Consider the following 18,287-nt stretch of genomic DNA (forward strand, 5'->3'; position numbering starts at 1 on the left):
CATGGCGGCATGAGCGGCCGGTCGCTGCGGATCGTCCGTCTCGCCAACTTCGTCGCCCCCGCCTCGGGCGGCCTGCGCACCGCCCTGCGCGAACTCGGCAAGGGCTACCGGGCGGCCGGACACGATCCCGTGCTCATCGTCCCCGGCGACCGCGCGAGCGACCGCCTGACCGAGCAGGGACGGATCATCACCCTGCCAGGGCTCCTGCTCCCCGGCACCGGCGGGTACCGCGTCCTCGCCGACAAGCGGCGCGTGGCCCGGCTCCTGGAGAAGCTCGCCCCCGACCGCCTGGAGGTCTGCGACCGTACGACCCTCAGGTGGACCGGCACATGGGCCCGGCGTGCTCGCGTCCCCGCCGTGATGGTCTCCCACGAGACCGCCGACGGTGTGCTGCGCACCTGGGGCCTGTCGGAGCGCGCGGCCCGGCGTGCCGCCGACGCCCTCAACGTGCGTACGGCGCACACGTACGCGCGCGTGGTGTGCACCACCGAGTTCGCCGAGCGGGAGTTCGTGCGGATCGGCGCCCGCAATGTCGTACGCGCCCCACTCGGCGTCGATCTGGTCGAGCGGCGCCCGGCGCTGCGCAACGCGGGACTGCGCGCCCGGTACGCGCGCGAGGACGAGACACTCCTCGTGACGTGCACCCGGCTGTCCGTGGAGAAGCGGCCCGGCACCGCGCTGGACGCCGTGGAGGCGCTGGTACGGCGCGGGCGACGGGCGGTGCTCGTGGTGGCCGGGGACGGGCCGCTGCGGTCACGTCTGGAGCAGCGGGCGCGGGAGCGCGGGCTGCCGGTCACCTTCCTCGGGCACCTCTCCGACGGCGGCCTGCTCGGCGCCCTCCAGGCATCCGCCGACGTGTGCCTGGCCCCCGGGCCGGCCGAGACCTTTGGGCTGGCCGCGCTGGAGGCCATGGCGTGCGGAACGCCGGTGGTGGTGAGCGCCTCCTCCGCGCTGCCGGAGGTCATCGGATCTGCTGGGGGCGTCGCCGCCGACCGCGGGGAGGCCTTCGCGGACGCCGTGGACGTGCTCCTCGAACGGCCCGAGGCGGAGCGTCGCGGGACCGCACGCGCGCGTGCGGAGTGCTTCGGGTGGGACGCGGCGGTCCGTGCGTTCCTCGCCGCGCACGACGCGGAGGTCCTCGTACCGCGTTCCGTGCCGGGAGGCGTGGCGTGAGCGGGGGCGCGTCATGAGCCCGGGGTGTGTCATGAGTCGGGGGTGTGTCATGAGAGGCCCGCGCTTCGTCGTCCTCGGCCGGTCATCGGCGATGTGCCTTCACGAAGCGCACCCGGGTTCCCGGTACCGCCTGGGCCGCCGCTGGGAGATCCGTCTCGCGGACCACTCCGATCACCGGGTAGCCACCGGTGGTCGGGTGGTCCGCGAGGAAGACCACCGGCCTGCCGTTCGGCGGGACCTGGACCGCGCCCAGGACCATTCCCTCGCTGGGGAGTTCGCCCGGCCGGGCCCGCTCCAGGGCCGGCCCCTCCGTGCGCAGGCCGATGCGGTTGCTCGCCGAGGACACCTGGAAGGCGCGGGAGGTGAAGGTTCGTACCGCTTCCGGGGTGAACCAGTCGTCCCGGGGGCCCAGCGTGACGCGGAGGACGAGTTCTGCCGGGGGCGCCGGCTGTGGTGCCGTGTCCACGCGTGTGTGGAGGGAGTTCGGTGTGCCCAGTCGGAGTACCGCACCGTCCGTGAGGGGCGTCGGGCCCAGGCCGGACAGCAGGTCCGTGGAGCGGCTGCCCAGGACCGGCTCCACGGCGATTCCGCCGGAGACGGCCACATAACTGCGCAGCCCTGAAACGGCCGTCCCGACGGTCAGCAGTGCTCCGGCCGGCACGCGCACCGGTGCGCCCCAGGCCGCCGGACGGCCGTCCACCGTGATCGGGCAGGGAGCGCCCGTGACGGCCACGGTGACCGCCGAACGGGGGCGCAGCGCACAGCCGTTGATCGTGGTCTCCAGGACGGCCGCCTCAGGGCGGTTGCCGACCAGACGGTTGGCGAGGTCGGCCGCGGGACCGTCCAGGGCGCCCGAGCGGGGGACGCCGAGGTGGGCGTGGCCCGGGCGGCCCCGGTCCTGGACGGTGGTCAGTGCTCCGGCCCTGACGACGGAGAGGGCGCGGTCCGTCATGCCGCCCCCATCGGCACGAACCGCACCCGCGCACCCGGCGAGAGCAGTGCGGCCGGCACGCGCGTGTGGTCCCACAGAACGGCGTCCGTGGTGCCGATGAGCTGCCAGCCGCCCGGCGACGAGCGCGGGTAGACGCCGGTGTACGGGCCCGCGAGCGCGACCGAACCGGCCGGGACGGCCGTGCGCGGCGTGACCCGGCGCGGGACGTCGTAGCGGTCGGGCAGGCCGGTGAGGTAGGCGAAACCGGGGGCGAATCCGCAGAAGGCGACGGTGAACTCGGTGCCGGCGTGGACGCGGGCCACCTCCTCGGGTGAGACGCCCCAGTGTGCGGCCACGTCGGCCAGGTCCGGGCCGTCGTAACGCACCCGGAGTTCGATCACCTCACGCGCGCGTGGGGGAGCGGGCGGCACCTCGGAGTCGGTGAGTTCGGTGGTCAGGCGGGCGGGGTCGGCGAGACCGTCGAGGAGGACCGTGCGGGCCGCGGGCACGATCTCGCGGACCGACAGCGAGCCCTCCGCGCGGCGACGCACCAGCTCGGCGTGCAGGGCCTGGGCCTCCTCGCCCGAGGACACCTCGACGAGCAGGGCGTCGTCCCCGACGCGCAGCGCCCTCATGCGAAGGCCTCCACCCGGACGCCCGAGGACTCCAGGCGCTCTCTCACCCGTCGGGCCAGTTCCACCGCGCCCGGGGTGTCGCCGTGCAGGCACAGGGAGCGGGCCTCGACCTCGATGGCGGCACCGGAGCGGGTGGTGACCGCGTGGTCCCGGGCCAGGCCCAGCGAGCGCTCCACGACCGCCTCGGGATCGGTGACCACCGCACCCTCCTGGCCGCGTGGCACCAGCGTGCCCTCGTCGGTGTAGGCGCGGTCCGCGAAGGCCTCGGTGACGGCCTCCAGGCCCGCTTTCCGGGCCGCCTCCAGAAGACGCGAGCCGGGCAGGCCCAGCACGGGCAGCGTGGCGTCGGCGAGGAGCACGCCGTCGACGACCGCGGTGGCCTGCTCCTCGTCGTGGACGCAACGGTTGTAGAGCGCGCCGTGCGGCTTGACGTAGGACACGCGTGTGCCCGCCGCCCGGGCGAAGACCTCCAGGGCGCCGATCTGATAGGCCACCTCGGCCGTCAGCTCGGCGGACGGCACGTCCATCGCGCGCCGCCCGAACCCCGCGAGGTCGCGGTAGGAGACCTGGGCGCCGATCCGCACCCCGCGCGCGGCCGCCAGCTCGCACACCCGGCGCATGGTGACCGGGTCCCCGGCGTGGAACCCGCAGGCCACGTTGGCGCTGGTGACGACGGACAGCAGTTGCTCGTCGTCGGTCAGCTGCCAGCGGCCGAAGCCCTCGCCGAGGTCGGCGTTCAGATCGATCGAGGTCATGGCGGTCCCGTATCTCCTTCCAGCGGTTTTCTCTGAGTTGTCCAAGGGGCTCCAGTGGGTCTCAGGCCACTCTGTACTGCTCGTCGCGGGCGTCCGTCAGGAACATCTGCCCCGGTGCGTGGGTGATGGCGAACGGCGGACGCGAGGCCATCACCGCGGCCTGCGGGGTCACTCCGCAGGCCCAGAACACCGGGATGTCGTCCGGCTCGGCGACCACCGGGTCACCGAAGTCGGGGCGGCCGAGGTCGGCGATGCCGAGTGCGGAGGGATCGCCGCAGTGGACCGGGCTGCCGTGCACGGCCGGGAGCAGACTGCTCTCCCTCAGGGCGGCGGCCAGGTGCTGCGGCGGCACCGGGCGCATGGACACCACCATCGGTCCGTGCAGCCGCCCCGCGGGACGGCACTGTCGACTGGTCACGTACATGGGAACGTTCCGGCCCTGCTCGATGTGCCGGATCGGGACGCCCGCCTCCGAAAGTGCCCACTCGAAGGTGAAACTGCATCCGATCAGGAACGAAACGAGGTCGTCCCGCCAGTGTGCGCGCACGTCCGTCGGCTCGTCCACCAGCCGGCCGTCCTCCCACACCCGGTAGCGGGGGAGGTCGGTGCGCAGATCGGCGCCCTCGGCGAGGACGGTGGTCGGGTCGCCGGCGTCCGTGACGTCGAGGACCGGGCAGGGCTTGGGGTTGCGCTGGCAGAACAGCAGCATGTCGTACGCCCAGTCGGCGGGCACCGAGATCAGGTTGACCTGGGTGTGGCCGGCCGAGACCCCGGCGGTGGGGCCGGTCAGGCCCGCGCGGAAGCGGGTGCGTGCCTGGGCCGGGCTCCACGCGTGCGCGTGCTCGTCGGCGAGGAGCAGAGGACGGTCCTCCGTGCGGTTCATGCGAGTTCCTTCCCGCGGGTCTCCGGCAGTCCGAGCAGGGCCAGGGCGGCGATGCCGTAGCCGATGGCGCCGAAGACCAGCGCCCCGCCCACGCCCCAGCTGTCGGCCAGGAAGCCGACGGTGGTCGGGAAGACCGCGCCGACCGCGCGGCCCGCGTTGTACGTGAAGCCCTGACCCGAGCCGCGCACCGCCGTCGGGTACAGCTCGCTCAGATAGGACCCGAAGCCGCTGAAGATCGCCGACATGCAGAACCCGAGAGGGAAGCCGAGGATCAGGAGCCAGGTGTCGGCTCCGCTCGGGATGTTGCCGTAGGCCACGATGCAGACGGCCGACAGCAGGGCGAAGAGCCAGATGTTGCGCCGCCGGCCCAGCCGGTCGGTGAGGTAGCCGCCGGTCAGATAGCCGAGGAAGGCCCCGGAGATCAGGAAGGTCAGATAGCCGCCGGTGCCCACGACCGACAGTCCGCGGTCGCTCTTCAGATACGTCGGCACCCAGGTGGCGAGCGTGTAATAGCCGCCCTGGACGCCGGTGGACAGCAGCCCCGCGAAGATCGTCGTACGCAGCAGGTCCGGTTTGAAGATCGCCGCGAAGGAGCCCTTGCCGGCGCTCTTCTCGCGCACCGCGACCGCCTCCGGGGCGTCCTGGACCCGGCGCCGCATCCAGACGACCAGCAGCGCCGGCAGTGCACCGGTCCAGAACATCACGCGCCAGGCCGTGCCGTCGTCGAAGACCGAGAAGACCAGCGTGTAGATGATCGCGGCCAGGGCCCAGCCCACGGCCCAGGAGCTCTGGATCGCGCCAAGAGTCCGTCCCCGGTGCTTGGCGCTCGCGTACTCGGCGACCAGGATCGCGCCGACCGCCCATTCGCCGCCGAAGCCGAGGCCCTGCAGGGCGCGGAAGACCAGCAGCGACTCGAAGTCGGGCGCGAAGCCGCAGGCGACGGTGAAGATCGCGTAGGTGACCACTGTGATCATCAGCGCCCTGACCCGGCCGGCCCGGTCGGCCAGCACCCCCGCCAGAGCCCCGCCGATACCGGAGGCCAGCAGGGTGACGGTGGTGAAGAGGCCGGTCTGGCCGCTGTTCAGGCCGAAGGAGGCGGCCAGCGCGACCATGCTCAGCGGGAGCGTGAAGTAGTCGTAGGAATCGAGGGCGTAGCCCCCGAACGCACCGGCGAAGGCACGTCGGCCGCGCGGACCGAGGGCGCGGTACCAGCCCAACGCCCCGTCTTCGGCGGGATGTTCGGTCGCTGTGGGGTGATCGGTCAGGGCCTGTGGGGGCGGGGTCGTGCTCATGGGCACCTCGCAATGGGAGGACGGAGGATGCGGAGCTGAGCCGTGCGGTGGAGAGAAACGTAGAGGATCGTTCAACGATCCTTCAATACCCCTGTTGTTTCGTTCTCGTGTCTGCGGTTGAATTCCGGGCATGGCAGAGCAGTTGAGCGGACTGGCCGACGACCGTGCCCTCCTGGGCCGTACCAGCACGGCCGAGCGGGTCTCGGACATCCTCAGGAGCCGTATCGCGGAGGGCTACTTCCCGCCGGGGACGCGGCTGTCGGAGGACAGCATCGGCGGGGCGCTGGGGGTGTCCCGCAACACCCTGCGTGAGGCGTTCCGGCTGCTCACACATGAACGGCTGCTCGTCCACGAGCTGAACCGGGGCGTGTTCGTCCGGGTCCTGGCGGTCGAGGACGTGGAGGACATCTACCGCACCCGCGCGCTCGTGGAGTGCGCCGTCGTCCGCGGACTGGGTGAACCGCCGTACGCCCTGGCCGCGCTCGCCGAAGCGGTCGGGGAGGGACAGCGGGCGGTGCGCGAAGGTGACTGGAAAACGCTGGGCACGGCCAACATCCACTTCCACCGCGAACTCGTCGCCCTCGCGGGCAGCGACCGCACCGACGAACTGATGCGCAGCGTCTTCGCCGAACTCCGCCTGGCCTTCCACGTCGTGGACGACCCCAAGGCCCTGCACGAGCCGTACCTGGCCCGCAACCAGAAGATCCTCGGAGCGCTTCAGGCCGGTGACAAGGGCGCGGCCGAAAAGCTGCTGGCGGTGTATCTGCGCGACTCGCTGGAACGAGTGGTCGATGTCTACCGGCGCAGGGTGAGCGCCCCGTAGGGGCGCGGGGCTGTATCGATACGCGGCTCCGCCGCGCGGGCGCGACAGCCCCCCACCGGCCAGCCGACGCAGACACAACCGGTGGCCCCCCGTCCAACAGCCGGAGCCGATCCGCGCCGTTTGGGGAGTTGTCAGACCTAGCACCTAGTCTGTGCACCGTGACTTCGCCTGCGACGACGGACAGCGTTCCGCCCCAGTTCAGCGCGGGGCCGCGCCCCGCACCGGGCCCGGCCGCCGACGAGGGACTGGCGCGTCGGCTGCGCGCGCTCGCCTGCACCGCGCCGCTGCACGACCTCGACGCACGCAAGGCCAATCTCGCGGGCGAGTACTCGGTGTACGGCATGGCGGAGGTGGCCCTTGCCGCCATCGACCTGGTCACCCTGAACATGGACTTCGACACCGGCGCCGACCACGACGAGATCGTCGCCCGCCTCATCCCGCGCATCGCCGCCCAGGCCCCGCAGCGGCCCGTCGCCGAGCACGAGCGCGTGGCCCGCTGGGTCCTGGAGAACCTGATCAACGTCGGCAGCGTCGACCGCGGTTTCCGCGCGGTCTACGGCACTTTCGCACCGGACGGCACCTATGTCCGGCGTGACTACGACTTCAAGCTGATCGAGGAGGTGCCGGGGCCCGGCGGTTCGGTGTATCTCCGGACGACCGACGAGGCGGTCAATGTCCTCGTCGGCGCCCTCGACACCGACGTCACCAGCGCCCAGATCGCCGCCGAGGTCAAACTGGAGGTGCTGATCAGCCGCGGCCGCCTCGCCGACGCCCAACTAGCCGCGGAGCAGGCCCGCTACCGGACCGTGCAGTACTCCGAGACCCTGCGCAGGGCGCTGGACGCCACCCGGCGCAATGTCCGGGCCGTCGACTGGCTCAACTCCGTGCCCGACATGATCGCCGAGGCGCTCGACCACGTCGCCGACCGGTACCGCCACGAGAACGCGATCCTGACCAACATCCGCAAGGCGCGCGACGAGTCCGAGGACCCCGAGCAGAAGCGGCGCGCCGCCGAACTCGTCGACATCGTCAAGGACTGCATCCGGCGCCACACCCTGCTGCAGTCCCGGCTCCTGGAGGCAGGCCCGCTGTTCCGCGCCGAGCAGGACCGGCAGGCCTTCGCCACCCCCATGACGACATCGGGGATCGACCTGTACGGCCATCTCGTCGCGCCGGTGCTGCCCCTGCCGTTGCAGCAGGCCACCCGGGTCACCGACGCGTTCTTCGTGCGCGGGACCGGCCTGCGCACACCGGTGTCGGTCCGGGTGGGCGACCTCGTCGACATACTGCTGACCCCGCCGATGGAACGGGAGCACCTGGGCGCGGAGATGCCCGAGCCGGACCTCATCGCCACACCGGACGACAGCCGCTTCAGCGAGGAGCAGCTGGCGTCCGCGAAGGAGCTCCTCGACCTGCCGGCGGACGCTCCGCGACGGCTCTCGGGACTGCTCGCGCAGGCACGCGGGACCGGCGGGTTCGATCTCGCCTACCTGGTGGCCCTGTTGGCGATCCACGCGGCCAGCCCCGCCGTCGGCACCGCCTACCGCCAGGGCGAGCAGAAGCTCCTGTTCGCCGTGGACGACGGGACGGAACTGGACGACCCGGACTTCGGTGGTGCCGACCTCATCGTCGGCACCGCCCTGCTGGACGCCGTGGGGATGGCGGCGGGCCGGACGGAAGCAGCGTGAGTGAGCAACAGCGTGACAAGGAGCCCCAGCCGTGAGTGAGCATGTCGAGTGGAGTGACACGGAGGTCGCGACCCCGTCGGCGCCCGCCGCCGTCACCCCTGCCGACGCCGCCGACGCCGCTCGGCTCGTCGCCTTCGGGCTGCAGCCCAAACTGCAGCCCGCGCGGGACCAGGAGTACGCCGAACTGCTGCGGCGCTACCGGGAGGACCCGCCGTTCGCGCGGCTCGCCGACGCCGTCGCCGCCGGACTCGGCCTGGTCGTCCTCGAAGTGTCCCCCCGCGCGGGCATGGCCGTGACCGCCGCCGAGGACTCCGTGTTCGCCGTCCGCATGGGGGACTACGCGCGTCGTACGTCCGCCGACGGCGGCGACCGCTTCCTGCACGGCCTCGCCCATCTCGCCGTGGCCGCCATGGCTTTCCCGCGGCCCGAGGACCTCGCCGACGACGGATACATCGGGCGCGTCTCGGTCAACGGCGTCGATGCCTTCGTACGGCAGGCCTGTCGTCGTCTTGAGGAGCGGGCCGAGGAGGTCGGCGAGAACACCGACCCGGCCACCGACGCTCCGGGCCTCGAGGCGGCTTGGCGGATCTGGGCCAGACGCAGCGCGGCCGGTGCGACCAAGGACGCGCGCCGGCTCGCCGGGTCCACGACCGGCATCGTCGGCAAGGCCGCCGCCTTCCTCACCGACTCCGGTTTCCTCCAGCGCACCGGGGACGACAACGGCGGCACCTACCGGACCACGGCTCGTTACCAGCTCCAGGTGCGGGACATGGCCGGAAGCGCCGCCATGGCCGAACTCCTGGAACTGGGAGTCGTCCCGGTCACCGACGGCACACCGACGCTGCTGCCGCCCGAGGACGGCGACGACGTGGAGCTGGCGGCCGATGCCGGGCTGCCGTTCCACTCCTGAACTTCCCTGATCTGCCGAAGACTTACGAGAGTCCGCCATGTACGAGCTGTCCCGGATCCGCCTCTACTCCATCGGCCCCGCCGGTGCGCGCTACGCCGACACCGTGCTCGACCTGCGCGGCGTCGGCGCGGAAGTGCCCGACCCCGCGCCCACCCAGGCGGAGTTCTTCGAGGAGGAGCCCGTCGGCCCGCCGCGCCGGCCCGCGCCCGCGGGCGTGCTCTTCCTGGAGAACGGCGGCGGCAAGTCCGTCCTGCTCAAGCTGATCTTCTCGGTGATGCTGCCGGGCCACCGCAACACCCTCGGCGGCGCCAGCTCCGGTGTGCTGCGGAAGTTCCTGCTGGCGGACGACTGCGGGCACGTGGCCCTGGAGTGGCAGCACACCCTCACCGGTGAGTGTGTGGTCGTCGGCAAGGTCAGCGAGTGGCGCGGGCGCCAGGTCTCCAACGACCCGCGGAAGTTCGCCGAGGCCTGGTACTCGTTCCGGCCCGGACCGGGGCTCAGCCTCGACAGCCTGCCCGTCGCCGAGTCCACCGCCGTACGGCCGCCCGCCGAGGGCCAGTCGGCCGCGCAGGGCCGTCGCCGCACCATGAAGGGCTTCCGGGACGCCCTCACCGAGGCGGGCAAGGCGTATCCGCATCTGGAGGTGCACTGGGAGGAGATCCACGACCGGTGGATCGAGCACCTCGGCGACCTCGGCCTGGACCCCGAACTCTTCCGCTACCAGCGGGAGATGAACGCCGACGAGGGCGAGGCCGCCGGCCTGTTCGCGGTGAAGAAGGACTCCGACTTCACCGACCTGCTGCTGCGGGCCGTGACCGACACCCGCGACACCGACGGGCTCGCCGACCTGGTCAGCGGGTTCGGCAACAAGCTGGGCCGCCGCGCCGAGCTCATCGCCGAACGGGAGTTCACCGCGGGGTCGGTGGACCTGCTGGGCCGGATCGTCGAGGCCGCCGAGGCGCGCGCACGCGCGCGTGACATCCACGCGGGCGCCGAGCGCCGTACCCGGACGCTGGCCCGACGGCTGTCCGCGCGGGGCGTCCAGGAGCGGGTGCGGGCCACCGACCTCGCCCAGCGGGTCACCGCGGCCGCGTACGCCGTCACACACGCCGAGGCGGGCCGGGAGCGCAGTGCGCTCATCGCCGCCGAACTCGCCTACCGGCACGCCTCCCTGGCGCTCGCCGCCGCCGAGAAGTCGGCCGCGGCCCAGAAGCGCGAGCTCGCCGAAGCCCGCACGCTGCACTCCGCCTGGCAGGCCGCCGAGGCCGTACTGCGCCACCGTGCCGCCGCCGACCGGGGCGCGCGCGTGGCCGCCGCCATCCAGGAGGCCGAGCGGGACGCGGCCCCCGCGCTCGCCGCCCGCTCCAAGGCCGCCGTCGAACTCGTCCGGGCCCTGCACGCGGCCGCCGAAAGGGCTGAGACGCTCGCCAACGAGGAGGAGGAGCGGTCCGCCGCCCTCCAGGACGTGAGTCAGTCCGCCTACCAGGACTCCACGTCCGCCGCCACCGAGGCGCAGCGCGCCCGCAGCGAGATCGGCCATCTGCGCCAGCGGCTGAGTGAGGTCGAGCAGGAGACCGCCGAGGCAGTGCGCGCGGGCTGGCTCGACGACAGCGCCCCCGACGCCGACCCCGCCCGCGCGGCCCTCGCCGCGAGCGACGCAGAGAAGACGGCGGTCGCTGCCTGGGACACCGCCCGCGAGGCGTCGCACCGGGCCGCCGAGCACGCGCGCGAAGCGGCCGCCGCCGAATCCCGGGCGGAACTCACGGCCGCCCGCGCGGAGGACGCGGCCACGGCGGCCGCGCGCTCCTACGAGGCCGAGCGACGCCTGGCCGAGGGGCTGGCGGGCGAGGAGCGGCTCGCGGAGCTGCTCAGCCTGACCGGAACCTCCGGCGCAGTGCCGGGCCCGCGCGCGGCGACCGAGGGCACGAGGACGAACGGCACGGCCGGGCGCGACAGTTCGGGGGCCGATCCGCGCACCGGCTCCATGGATGCTCACACCGACGGCGGCCTGACCCCCGAGGACCTCGACCGGTTCGCCGACGAACTGCGCGAGCTGCTCGACGACTCCGTCTCCTCGGCCGAACGCCAGCTGTTCGAGCTGCGTACGGCCGCCGCCGACGACTCCCGGATCCTCGGCGCGCTCGGTGACGGCGGACTCCTGCCACCGGGGCCGGACGTGCTGGCCACGGTCGAGTTCCTCGGCGAGAACGGCATCCCCGCCCTGCCCGGCTGGCGCTACCTGGCCCAGGCAGTCGACCCCGCCGACCACGCGCGCGTGCTGGCCGCCCGGCCCGAACTGGTCGACGGCGTGATCATCACCGACCCGGACACCCACGCGCGTGCCCGCGAGGCACTGAACGACGCGGCCCTGCTCCCGCGCTCCGCCGTCGCCGTCGGTACGGCCGCCGCCCTGCTGGCGCCGACCCCGGCCACTGACTCCCAGAGCGCCGATGTCTTCCTCGTACCGCCGAACCCGGCCATGCACGACGAGCACGCCGCCGACGAGGAGCGCCAGGCGCTGCGCGCGCGGGCCGGCGAGCGGGACGAGGAGATCCGGTCGCTCGCCGCCCGCCTCGGCAAGGACCGTGAACTGACTGCCCGGCTCGCCTCCTGGCGCACCGGCTGTCCGGCCGGCCGGCTCGTCGAGCTGGCGCAGGCCGCCCGGGACACGCGTGTGTTCGCCGACGAGGCGGAGGCCGAGCTGGCCGAGGCGCGCACTGTGCGGTCCGAGGCCGACGAAGCCGCCGCCGAGGCCGCGGGGACGCGCGACGAGCGGCAGGAGGCCGCACAGAAGGCCCGGCGAGCCGCCGATGCCCTCGCCGGACTGGCCTACCGGCTGCGCGAAAGGGCCGGCTGGCAGGCCCAGCTGCGCGAACTGGCCGACGAGGCCACCGAGTCGGAAGCCCGCGCCCAGACCTGTCTGGACCGCGCCCGGGCCGCCGACGAGGACCGGCGCGGTGCCCAGCGGGCCGCCGACGACGCCCGCCGCACCGCCCGTGCCCTGCGCGCCGAGCGCGCCGAGATCGCCGGCGCCCCCGACGACGTACCGGACAGTGCCCCGGATGCTTCCAAGGCGTCGTTGCCCGCGCTCCGAGAGGCCTACCGGGCCGCCTCCCAGCTGTACGAGAAGGTGGGTGTCGGCGCCGACCTGCGGGCCGAGCAGGCCCGGGCGGAGAGCGACGAGAGCGCGGCCCTGGCCGAACTGGACCGGCTGAGCAACAAGGTCCGCACGCGCGCGGCGCAGTTGCTCCAGTCGCCCGACGGGTCCGACGGGCCCTCCCGGCAGGCCGCCGCCACCCGTGCGGAGGAACTGGTACAGCTCCTGGAGACCCGCGTGTCGACCGCGAGCGAGCAGCTCGGACGGCTGCGCGGCGAGGCCGAGCGGCACGCTCCCGAGGACGGCGAGGCGCACACCGAGCTGTCGCCGGAGCTCGAGCCGCGCGACGCCGAGCACGCCCAGGCGCTGCTGCGTACGGCCACCGCCGAACTCGCCTCCCGTACCGAGGCGTTGGCGCAGGCCGGGGAGGCACACGCGGAGCTGCTCGGCGCCCACCGGGCCGCCGAGGACGCGGCGGGCGGTTTCGACGAGATCGCCGCGATGCTCCGCGACCTGCTGCGCGAGCACGCCATGGAGGACGAGCAGGACGAGTCGGATCCGTACCCGGGCAGCCCCGAGGAGGCCCGGCAGGCCGCCGCCGAGGCCCGCCGGTCGCTGCGTGGCTGCGCCGCCGACCTGTCCGCCGCCGAGGCCGCCGTACGCGAGGCGAGCGACGTGCTGGTCCGGCACGCCAACTCCACGCGCTACGAGCAGGTGCGTACCCCCGCGCGGCAGCAGATCCGGGAGCTGCCCGCGTCCGCGCTGCCCGAGCACGCGCAGAAGTGGGCGGACGCCTTCGCGCCCCGACTGCGGGTGCTGACCGACGAGTTGGCACAGCTTGAGCGGAACCGGGACTCGATCGTGGACCGGCTGCGGGGGCTCGTGGAGTCCGCGCTCGCCACGCTCAGGTCCGCCCAGCGGCTCTCCCGGCTGCCCGAGGGGCTCGGCGAGTGGTCCGGGCAGGAGTTCCTGCGGATCCGCTTCGAGGAGCCCGACCAGGCGACGCTGACCGAGCGGCTCGGCGAGGTCGTCGACGAGGCGACCAGGGCCGCGGTCAAGAAGAACTCCGACCTGCGGCGTGACGGAATGTCCCTGCTGCTGCGGGGAGTCGGGGCGGCCCTCCAGCCCAGGGGCGTGGCCGTGGAGATCCTCAAACCGGACGCCGTGCTGCGCGCCGAGCGGGTGCCCGTCGGACAGATGGGTGACGTGTTCTCCGGTGGCCAGTTGCTGACGGCGGCCATCGCGCTGTACTGCACGATGGCGGCCCTGCGCTCCAACGACCGGGGCCGGGACAAGCACCGGCACGCCGGCACGCTGTTCCTGGACAACCCGATCGGCCGCGCCAACGCGACGTATCTGCTGGAGCTCCAACGGGCGGTGTCGGACGCGCTCGGCGTCCAACTCCTCTACACCACAGGCTTGTTCGACACCACGGCACTCGCCGAGTTCCCTCTCGTCATCCGCCTGCGCAATGACGCGGACCTCAGGGCCGGCCTGAAGTACATCAGTGTGGAGGAACACCTCCGGCCGGGCCTGCCGCAACCGCCCCAGGCGAGCGAGGCGGGGCACAGCGAGATCACGGCGACGCGCATGTTCAAGCGTCCGGCGCCGATGTCTCCGTAAGTCTGCAAGTCCGTAAGGGAGTCAGCCGCCCGGGAGACGGAGGCTCAGCCGCTCGGAAGGCCGGCGCTCAGGGGTGGGACAGCTGCCCCGCGCCGCCGCCCTGCCGCCGTATCCGCGCCTGCGCCCGAGCGGTGACCCGCACGTGCCTCCGGGCCTTGCGCCGCTCACGCCGCAGCGCACGCGCCGTGCTGCTCGGGGTCGACACCACGCCGTGGCGCTGGTTCCACACCTGGCGGGTCACCCAGACGTCCAGTGCGGCCCAGGTGGCCACCACGGTGCTGGCCACACTGCTCAGCACCATCGGGAACGCCAGCCAGGACCCGGCCATGGTGCACAGGAAGGCCACCATCGCCTGAAGCAGCGTCACCGCGATGACGATCACCGCCCGCACCGCGGAGGTCCTCACCGGATCCGGCAGCCGGCGCCTGCGGGCGGGTTCCTCGACCCACAATGGCCGGTACGGCTCGTCCAGGGCCGCGGCGCGCCTCCTGGGCACGTCCGGCTCCGCCGGTATGTCGAGAACCCGCGGCTCGGGGCGCCGCGGCGCCGCCGGACTCGCTGTCCCCACGCCGATTCCCGGCGCCTCCTGCCGTTCCACCGTGCCCATCACGTGTCACTCCCCACCGCCGGCAGATCCCTCGTCCCGGTCTTCGTAAACCGGCTTCAAGGTGGCTGCCCGGCTTGCGCTGCTTTACGCCGCCCAGTTGCAGATGCGGCTCCTGTGGCCGAATCCGCCGCCATTTCCCGAAGAGAAGGACGAACAAGACTCCTTCAAGATTCCCCCGCGACGTCAAAGAAACGAAAAAATTCAGCCAACCACCCGCTCTGGGCGATCGGTTCCGGTCAGACACGACGCACCTGGTCGCAGGAGGCAATCTCCCGCAATGGGAGGACAACGCCCCACGTCCCGACACGGGGGCGGAAGTTCTGGTTCCGGACGCAACTTCGAGTTACACGTGCGTCAGTAGTAGGCTCGCGCCGTTTGTTGACGTACATGTGTACCCCCGGCCGGCGGGGGTTCGAGCTGGGGGAGGCCATGCGCTTTCGCGGGAAGTCCATCCGCCGGAAGATCGTGGCGCTGCTTCTCGTGCCGCTGGTGTCCCTGATCGCGGTGTGGGGCTTCGCCACCGTGCTGACGGGACGTGAAGTCGCCCAGCTCTTCCAGGTGTCCACCGTCACGGAGAAGATCGGTTACCCCACCGAGGACGCCGTGCGCGTGCTCCAGCAGGAACGCCGCCAGACGCTCGTCTACCTGGCCGACCCGCGTGCGTCGGACGCCCTGTCCGCGCTGCGCGACACCAGGACCGCCTCGGACGCGGCCATCGCCAAATTCCGCCGCAACGCACACGATCCCGACGTCCGCGACGGCATGGACCAGGACGACGACGAGCGCCTCACCGCCGTCCTGGACGCGTTCGACGGCATCGACGCGCTGCGCCGGAGCGTCGAGGACGGCACCGTCTCAAGGCTCCAGGCACTCGACCAGTACAACCGCCTGGTCGACCCCGCCTACGCCCTCCTCGCCACCCTCGACGGCATCGACAACGTGGAACTGGACAAGCAGTCACGGGCGTTGGTCAACATCACCCGGGCCCGCGAACTGCTCTCCCGTGAGGACGCCCTTCTCGGCTCCGCCCTCGTGGTGGGCAAGCTCACCCGTGACGAGATCCGTGAGGTCTCCGACCTCGTCGCCCAGCGGAACCTGATGTACGACATCAGCCTGGGAGTGCTGCCGTCCTCCGAGGGCGAGCGCTACGAGGACTTCTGGAAGAACGCCGGCACCGCTCCGCTGCGCTCCGCCGAACAGGCCGTCTCCAAGGCGGAGCCCGACACCACCGGCAACGTCAGCGCCAAGAACTGGGACGCCGCCGCGGGCCCCGCGCTGGACGAACTCGCCAAGCTCGACGACCAGGCGGGCGACCGCCTCCAGGACCGCGTCCGGCCGGACGCGATGGGCGTCATCATCAAGGCGGCCGCCGTCGGCGTCCTCGGTCTGATCGCCCTGCTCTTCTCACTCGTGCTCTCCGTGCGTGTCGGCCGCGGCCTGATCCGCGACCTGAGGCAACTGCGTCTGGAAGCCCACGAGGCCTCCGGCGTGCGGCTGCCCAGCGTGATACGCCGCCTCTCCGTGGGCGAACAGGTCGACATCGAGACCGAGGTCCCACGCCTGGAGTACGACAAGAACGAGATGGGCGAGGTCGGCCAGGCCCTCAACACCCTCCAGCGCGCCGCCGTCGAAGCCGCCGTCAAGCAGGCCGAGCTGCGCGCCGGCGTCTCCGAGGTCTTCGTCAACCTCGCCCGTCGCAGTCAGGTCCTGCTCCACAAGCAGCTCACCCTGCTCGACACCATGGAGCGCCGCACCGAGGACACCGACGAACTCGCCGACCTGTTCCGCCTCGACCACCTGACGACCCGTATGCGCCGGCACGCCGAAGGTCTGGTCATCCTCTCCGGCGCTGCGCCCTCCCGGCAGTGGCGCAAACCCGTCCAGCTCATGGACGTCGTCCGCGCCGCCGTCGCCGAGGTCGAGGACTACGAGCGCATCGAAGTCCGCAGGCTGCCGCGGGTCGCCGTGACCGGCCCCGCCGTCGCGGACCTCACACATCTCGTGGCCGAACTCCTGGAGAACGCCACGGTGTTCTCCCCGCCGCACACCGCCGTCCAGGTCCTGGGCGAGCGCGTCGCCAACGGCTTCACCCTGGAGATCCACGACCGCGGACTCGGCATGGCCGCCGACGCCTTGCTGGACGCCAACCTCCGGCTCGCCGAGACCCCGGAGTTCGAGCTGTCCGACACCGACCGGCTGGGGCTGTTCGTGGTCAGCCGGCTCGCCCAGCGGCAGAACGTCAGGGTCTCGCTGCAGCCCTCGCCGTACGGCGGCACCACGGCCGTCGTCTTCATCCCCGAAGCGCTGCTGACCGACGACGTTCCCGACACCAACGGCATCGGCTTCCGCCTCGACCGCCCCCGGCCGCCGAAGGAGACCGAACTGGAGCAGTCGCGGCGCGTCGCGCTCACCCGGGGACCCGCCCAGCTGCCGGGCATGCCGCCCGCGATCCTGGACGGTCCGGTCGAACTGGAGGCCCCCGTCGACCTGGACACCCTGAGCGACCTCCCGGACGTACTCGAATCCGAGGACAGCGAGCGCGGCGGACTGTTCCGGCCGCGCCGCTCCCTGGCCCAGGTCGACGACGAAGCCCCCGGAACCGAGGTGGCGGACCTCGGCGACGACGGTCCGGACGCCCCGGTGTCACTGTCCCGCCGCCGAACCCCCAAGCTGGTCAGCTCCCACGGACGGCCGGTCACCGACGAGCGGACGGGACGCGAGGAGACCGACCGGCCACCGGCGGTCGGTCCGGGCACCTCCCGGTCGCAGACCACCCCCTCGGCAGGACCGGGACCCGCGCGCTCCGAACCCCCGACCCTGCCGAGCCGCCGCCGTGCCGCGGCCCTGCGGCGCAGCACAGACGTGGCCGACCGCCTCGACGAGCTGACCCAGACACCGGCCTCCTCGGCATTCCCGAGCCGTGAACTCGGCGGGGCCCCCGAAGCCCCCGCCCTGCCCCGGCGCACCCGGCGTGCCGAGATCGCGTCGAGCGGCCCGGCCGCGGACGACGCCGCCGTCGGCGGCCCGGACTCGGGTACGTCCGCTCACGGCGCCGCAGGTCCGGCTGTGGACGCCCTCGGGAGGGACGACACGACCCCGGGCGGCCCCGTACGGCCCGGTTGGGGCGAGTCCGCCCGCGATTCCTCCGGAGCATCCGGCTCGGACAGGCCGCCCCTCGGCGCCGCCCGCGGACCCGTCGACGCGGGCACCGGCAGCGCACCGCTGCCCCGCCGCGTACGACAGGCCAACCTGGCCCCGCAGCTCAAGCAGGCCCCCGAGCGGCGCCCCCAGAAGCAGGCGGAGCCCGCCGAGCGGGACGCCGACGAGGTACGCAGCCGTATGGCCTCGCTCCAACGGGGCTGGCAGCGCGGCCGTGAGGAGAACGCCGAGGGCGACGACACGTCCGGCGGCACAGCACCACAACGAACGACTAAGGGGGACGGTCGATGACCGCACCGAAGGCGACCGACAAGTCCGGCGAGCTCAACTGGCTCCTCGACGACCTGGTGGACCGCGTCGCGAGCATCCGCAAGGCCCTGGTGCTCTCCGGCGACGGCCTCCCGACCGGCGTGTCCAGGGACCTGACCCGCGAGGACAGCGAGCACCTCGCCGCCGTGGCGTCCGGCTTCCACAGCCTCGCCAAGGGCGTGGGCCGGCATTTCGAGGCGGGCAACGTCCGGCAGACGGTCGTGGAACTGGACGACGCGTTCCTGTTCGTGACGGCCGCGGGTGACGGCAGCTGCCTGGCCGTCCTCTCGGACGCCGACTCGGACGTGGGTCTCGTCGCGTACGAGATGACGCTCCTGGTCAAGCGGGTCGGTGTGCATCTCGGTGCCGCACCGCGCACCGATCTGCCTCAGGGCGGGTAGT

Annotated in this window: 13 protein-coding genes; 7 read left to right on the plus strand and 6 right to left on the minus strand. The window is 72.9% G+C overall.

The window, feature by feature from the left end; translation table 11 throughout:
• Window positions 1–9: 9 nt before the first annotated feature.
• Entirely contained in the window at window positions 10–1,173 is a 1,164-nt protein-coding gene (locus tag ACFVYN_RS30640; protein ID WP_390004375.1) for a glycosyltransferase, read from the plus strand.
• A gap of 82 nt (window positions 1,174–1,255) precedes the next feature.
• On the opposite strand, the gene ACFVYN_RS30645 is transcribed toward ACFVYN_RS30640, so the two are convergent.
• The 5 genes from ACFVYN_RS30645 to ACFVYN_RS30665 all read right to left on the minus strand — a co-directional run bounded on the left by ACFVYN_RS30645 (window position 1,256) and on the right by ACFVYN_RS30665 (window position 5,669).
• Complete coding sequence (locus ACFVYN_RS30645; RefSeq protein WP_390004315.1) at window positions 1,256–2,125, minus strand: biotin-dependent carboxyltransferase family protein; 870 nt, start codon at window positions 2,123–2,125, stop codon at window positions 1,256–1,258.
• Window positions 2,122–2,739, minus strand: a complete 618-nt coding sequence (locus ACFVYN_RS30650; protein WP_390004318.1) for an allophanate hydrolase subunit 1 — start codon at window positions 2,737–2,739, stop codon at window positions 2,122–2,124. The genes ACFVYN_RS30645 and ACFVYN_RS30650 overlap by 4 nt, the downstream gene beginning before the upstream one ends.
• Entirely contained in the window at window positions 2,736–3,494 is a 759-nt protein-coding gene (locus ACFVYN_RS30655; protein WP_390004320.1) for a LamB/YcsF family protein, read from the minus strand. The genes ACFVYN_RS30650 and ACFVYN_RS30655 overlap by 4 nt, the downstream gene beginning before the upstream one ends.
• 61 nt (window positions 3,495–3,555) lie before the next feature.
• Window positions 3,556–4,377, minus strand: a complete 822-nt coding sequence (locus tag ACFVYN_RS30660) for a putative hydro-lyase (protein WP_390004323.1) — start codon at window positions 4,375–4,377, stop codon at window positions 3,556–3,558.
• Window positions 4,374–5,669, minus strand: a complete 1,296-nt coding sequence (locus tag ACFVYN_RS30665; protein ID WP_390004325.1) for an MFS transporter — start codon at window positions 5,667–5,669, stop codon at window positions 4,374–4,376. The genes ACFVYN_RS30660 and ACFVYN_RS30665 overlap by 4 nt, the downstream gene beginning before the upstream one ends.
• 130 nt (window positions 5,670–5,799) lie before the next feature.
• On the opposite strand from ACFVYN_RS30665, the gene ACFVYN_RS30670 reads away from it, so the two are divergent.
• The 4 genes from ACFVYN_RS30670 to ACFVYN_RS30685 all read left to right on the plus strand — a co-directional run bounded on the left by ACFVYN_RS30670 (window position 5,800) and on the right by ACFVYN_RS30685 (window position 13,810).
• The gene (locus tag ACFVYN_RS30670) at window positions 5,800–6,492 is read left to right on the plus strand and encodes a GntR family transcriptional regulator (RefSeq protein WP_390004328.1); all 693 of its coding nucleotides are present in this window, start codon (window positions 5,800–5,802) and stop codon (window positions 6,490–6,492) included.
• 158 nt (window positions 6,493–6,650) lie between these two features.
• Window positions 6,651–8,180: a hypothetical protein gene (locus tag ACFVYN_RS30675; RefSeq protein ID WP_390004331.1), complete on the plus strand. Its 1,530-nt coding sequence runs from the start codon at window positions 6,651–6,653 to the stop codon at window positions 8,178–8,180.
• A 31-nt stretch (window positions 8,181–8,211) separates the two neighbouring features.
• The gene (locus ACFVYN_RS30680; protein ID WP_390004333.1) at window positions 8,212–9,090 is read left to right on the plus strand and encodes a hypothetical protein; all 879 of its coding nucleotides are present in this window, start codon (window positions 8,212–8,214) and stop codon (window positions 9,088–9,090) included.
• A gap of 37 nt (window positions 9,091–9,127) precedes the next feature.
• The gene (locus ACFVYN_RS30685) at window positions 9,128–13,810 is read left to right on the plus strand and encodes a hypothetical protein (protein ID WP_390004337.1); all 4,683 of its coding nucleotides are present in this window, start codon (window positions 9,128–9,130) and stop codon (window positions 13,808–13,810) included.
• A gap of 67 nt (window positions 13,811–13,877) precedes the next feature.
• Here ACFVYN_RS30685 and ACFVYN_RS30690 read toward each other — a convergent pair whose 3' ends face one another.
• Complete coding sequence (locus tag ACFVYN_RS30690) at window positions 13,878–14,417, minus strand: hypothetical protein (protein ID WP_390004340.1); 540 nt, start codon at window positions 14,415–14,417, stop codon at window positions 13,878–13,880.
• Window positions 14,418–14,846: 429 nt separating this feature from the next.
• Between ACFVYN_RS30690 and ACFVYN_RS30695 the strand changes: the two genes are divergently transcribed.
• Together ACFVYN_RS30695 and ACFVYN_RS30700 are read left to right on the plus strand one after the other, a co-directional pair.
• A complete protein-coding gene (locus tag ACFVYN_RS30695; RefSeq protein WP_390004342.1) occupies window positions 14,847–17,867 on the plus strand; it encodes a nitrate- and nitrite sensing domain-containing protein in 3,021 nt (1,006 codons plus the stop codon).
• On the plus strand, window positions 17,864–18,286 hold the full coding sequence (locus ACFVYN_RS30700; protein WP_390004345.1) for a roadblock/LC7 domain-containing protein: 423 nt from the start codon (window positions 17,864–17,866) through the stop codon (window positions 18,284–18,286). Before ACFVYN_RS30695 ends, ACFVYN_RS30700 begins: the two co-directional genes overlap by 4 nt.
• Window position 18,287 lies beyond the last annotated feature (1 nt).

It is taken from the genome of Streptomyces sp. NPDC058307 (assembly GCF_042880295.1).
Lineage (GTDB): Bacteria > Actinomycetota > Actinomycetes > Streptomycetales > Streptomycetaceae > Streptomyces.

What these genes read in the sequence shown, in the direction of transcription:
- ACFVYN_RS30640 (WP_390004375.1), top strand. Translation starts at nt 10, where the DNA reads ATGAGCGGCCGGTCGCTGCGGATCGTCCGTCTCGCCAACTTCGTCGCC.
- ACFVYN_RS30645 (WP_390004315.1), bottom strand. Translation starts at nt 2,125, where the DNA reads ATGACGGACCGCGCCCTCTCCGTCGTCAGGGCCGGAGCACTGACCACC.
- ACFVYN_RS30650 (WP_390004318.1), bottom strand. Translation starts at nt 2,739, where the DNA reads ATGAGGGCGCTGCGCGTCGGGGACGACGCCCTGCTCGTCGAGGTGTCC.
- ACFVYN_RS30655 (WP_390004320.1), bottom strand. Translation starts at nt 3,494, where the DNA reads ATGACCTCGATCGATCTGAACGCCGACCTCGGCGAGGGCTTCGGCCGC.
- ACFVYN_RS30660 (WP_390004323.1), bottom strand. Translation starts at nt 4,377, where the DNA reads ATGAACCGCACGGAGGACCGTCCTCTGCTCCTCGCCGACGAGCACGCG.
- ACFVYN_RS30665 (WP_390004325.1), bottom strand. Translation starts at nt 5,669, where the DNA reads ATGAGCACGACCCCGCCCCCACAGGCCCTGACCGATCACCCCACAGCG.
- ACFVYN_RS30670 (WP_390004328.1), top strand. Translation starts at nt 5,800, where the DNA reads ATGGCAGAGCAGTTGAGCGGACTGGCCGACGACCGTGCCCTCCTGGGC.
- ACFVYN_RS30685 (WP_390004337.1), top strand. Translation starts at nt 9,128, where the DNA reads ATGTACGAGCTGTCCCGGATCCGCCTCTACTCCATCGGCCCCGCCGGT.
- ACFVYN_RS30690 (WP_390004340.1), bottom strand. Translation starts at nt 14,417, where the DNA reads ATGGGCACGGTGGAACGGCAGGAGGCGCCGGGAATCGGCGTGGGGACA.
- ACFVYN_RS30695 (WP_390004342.1), top strand. Translation starts at nt 14,847, where the DNA reads ATGCGCTTTCGCGGGAAGTCCATCCGCCGGAAGATCGTGGCGCTGCTT.
- ACFVYN_RS30700 (WP_390004345.1), top strand. Translation starts at nt 17,864, where the DNA reads ATGACCGCACCGAAGGCGACCGACAAGTCCGGCGAGCTCAACTGGCTC.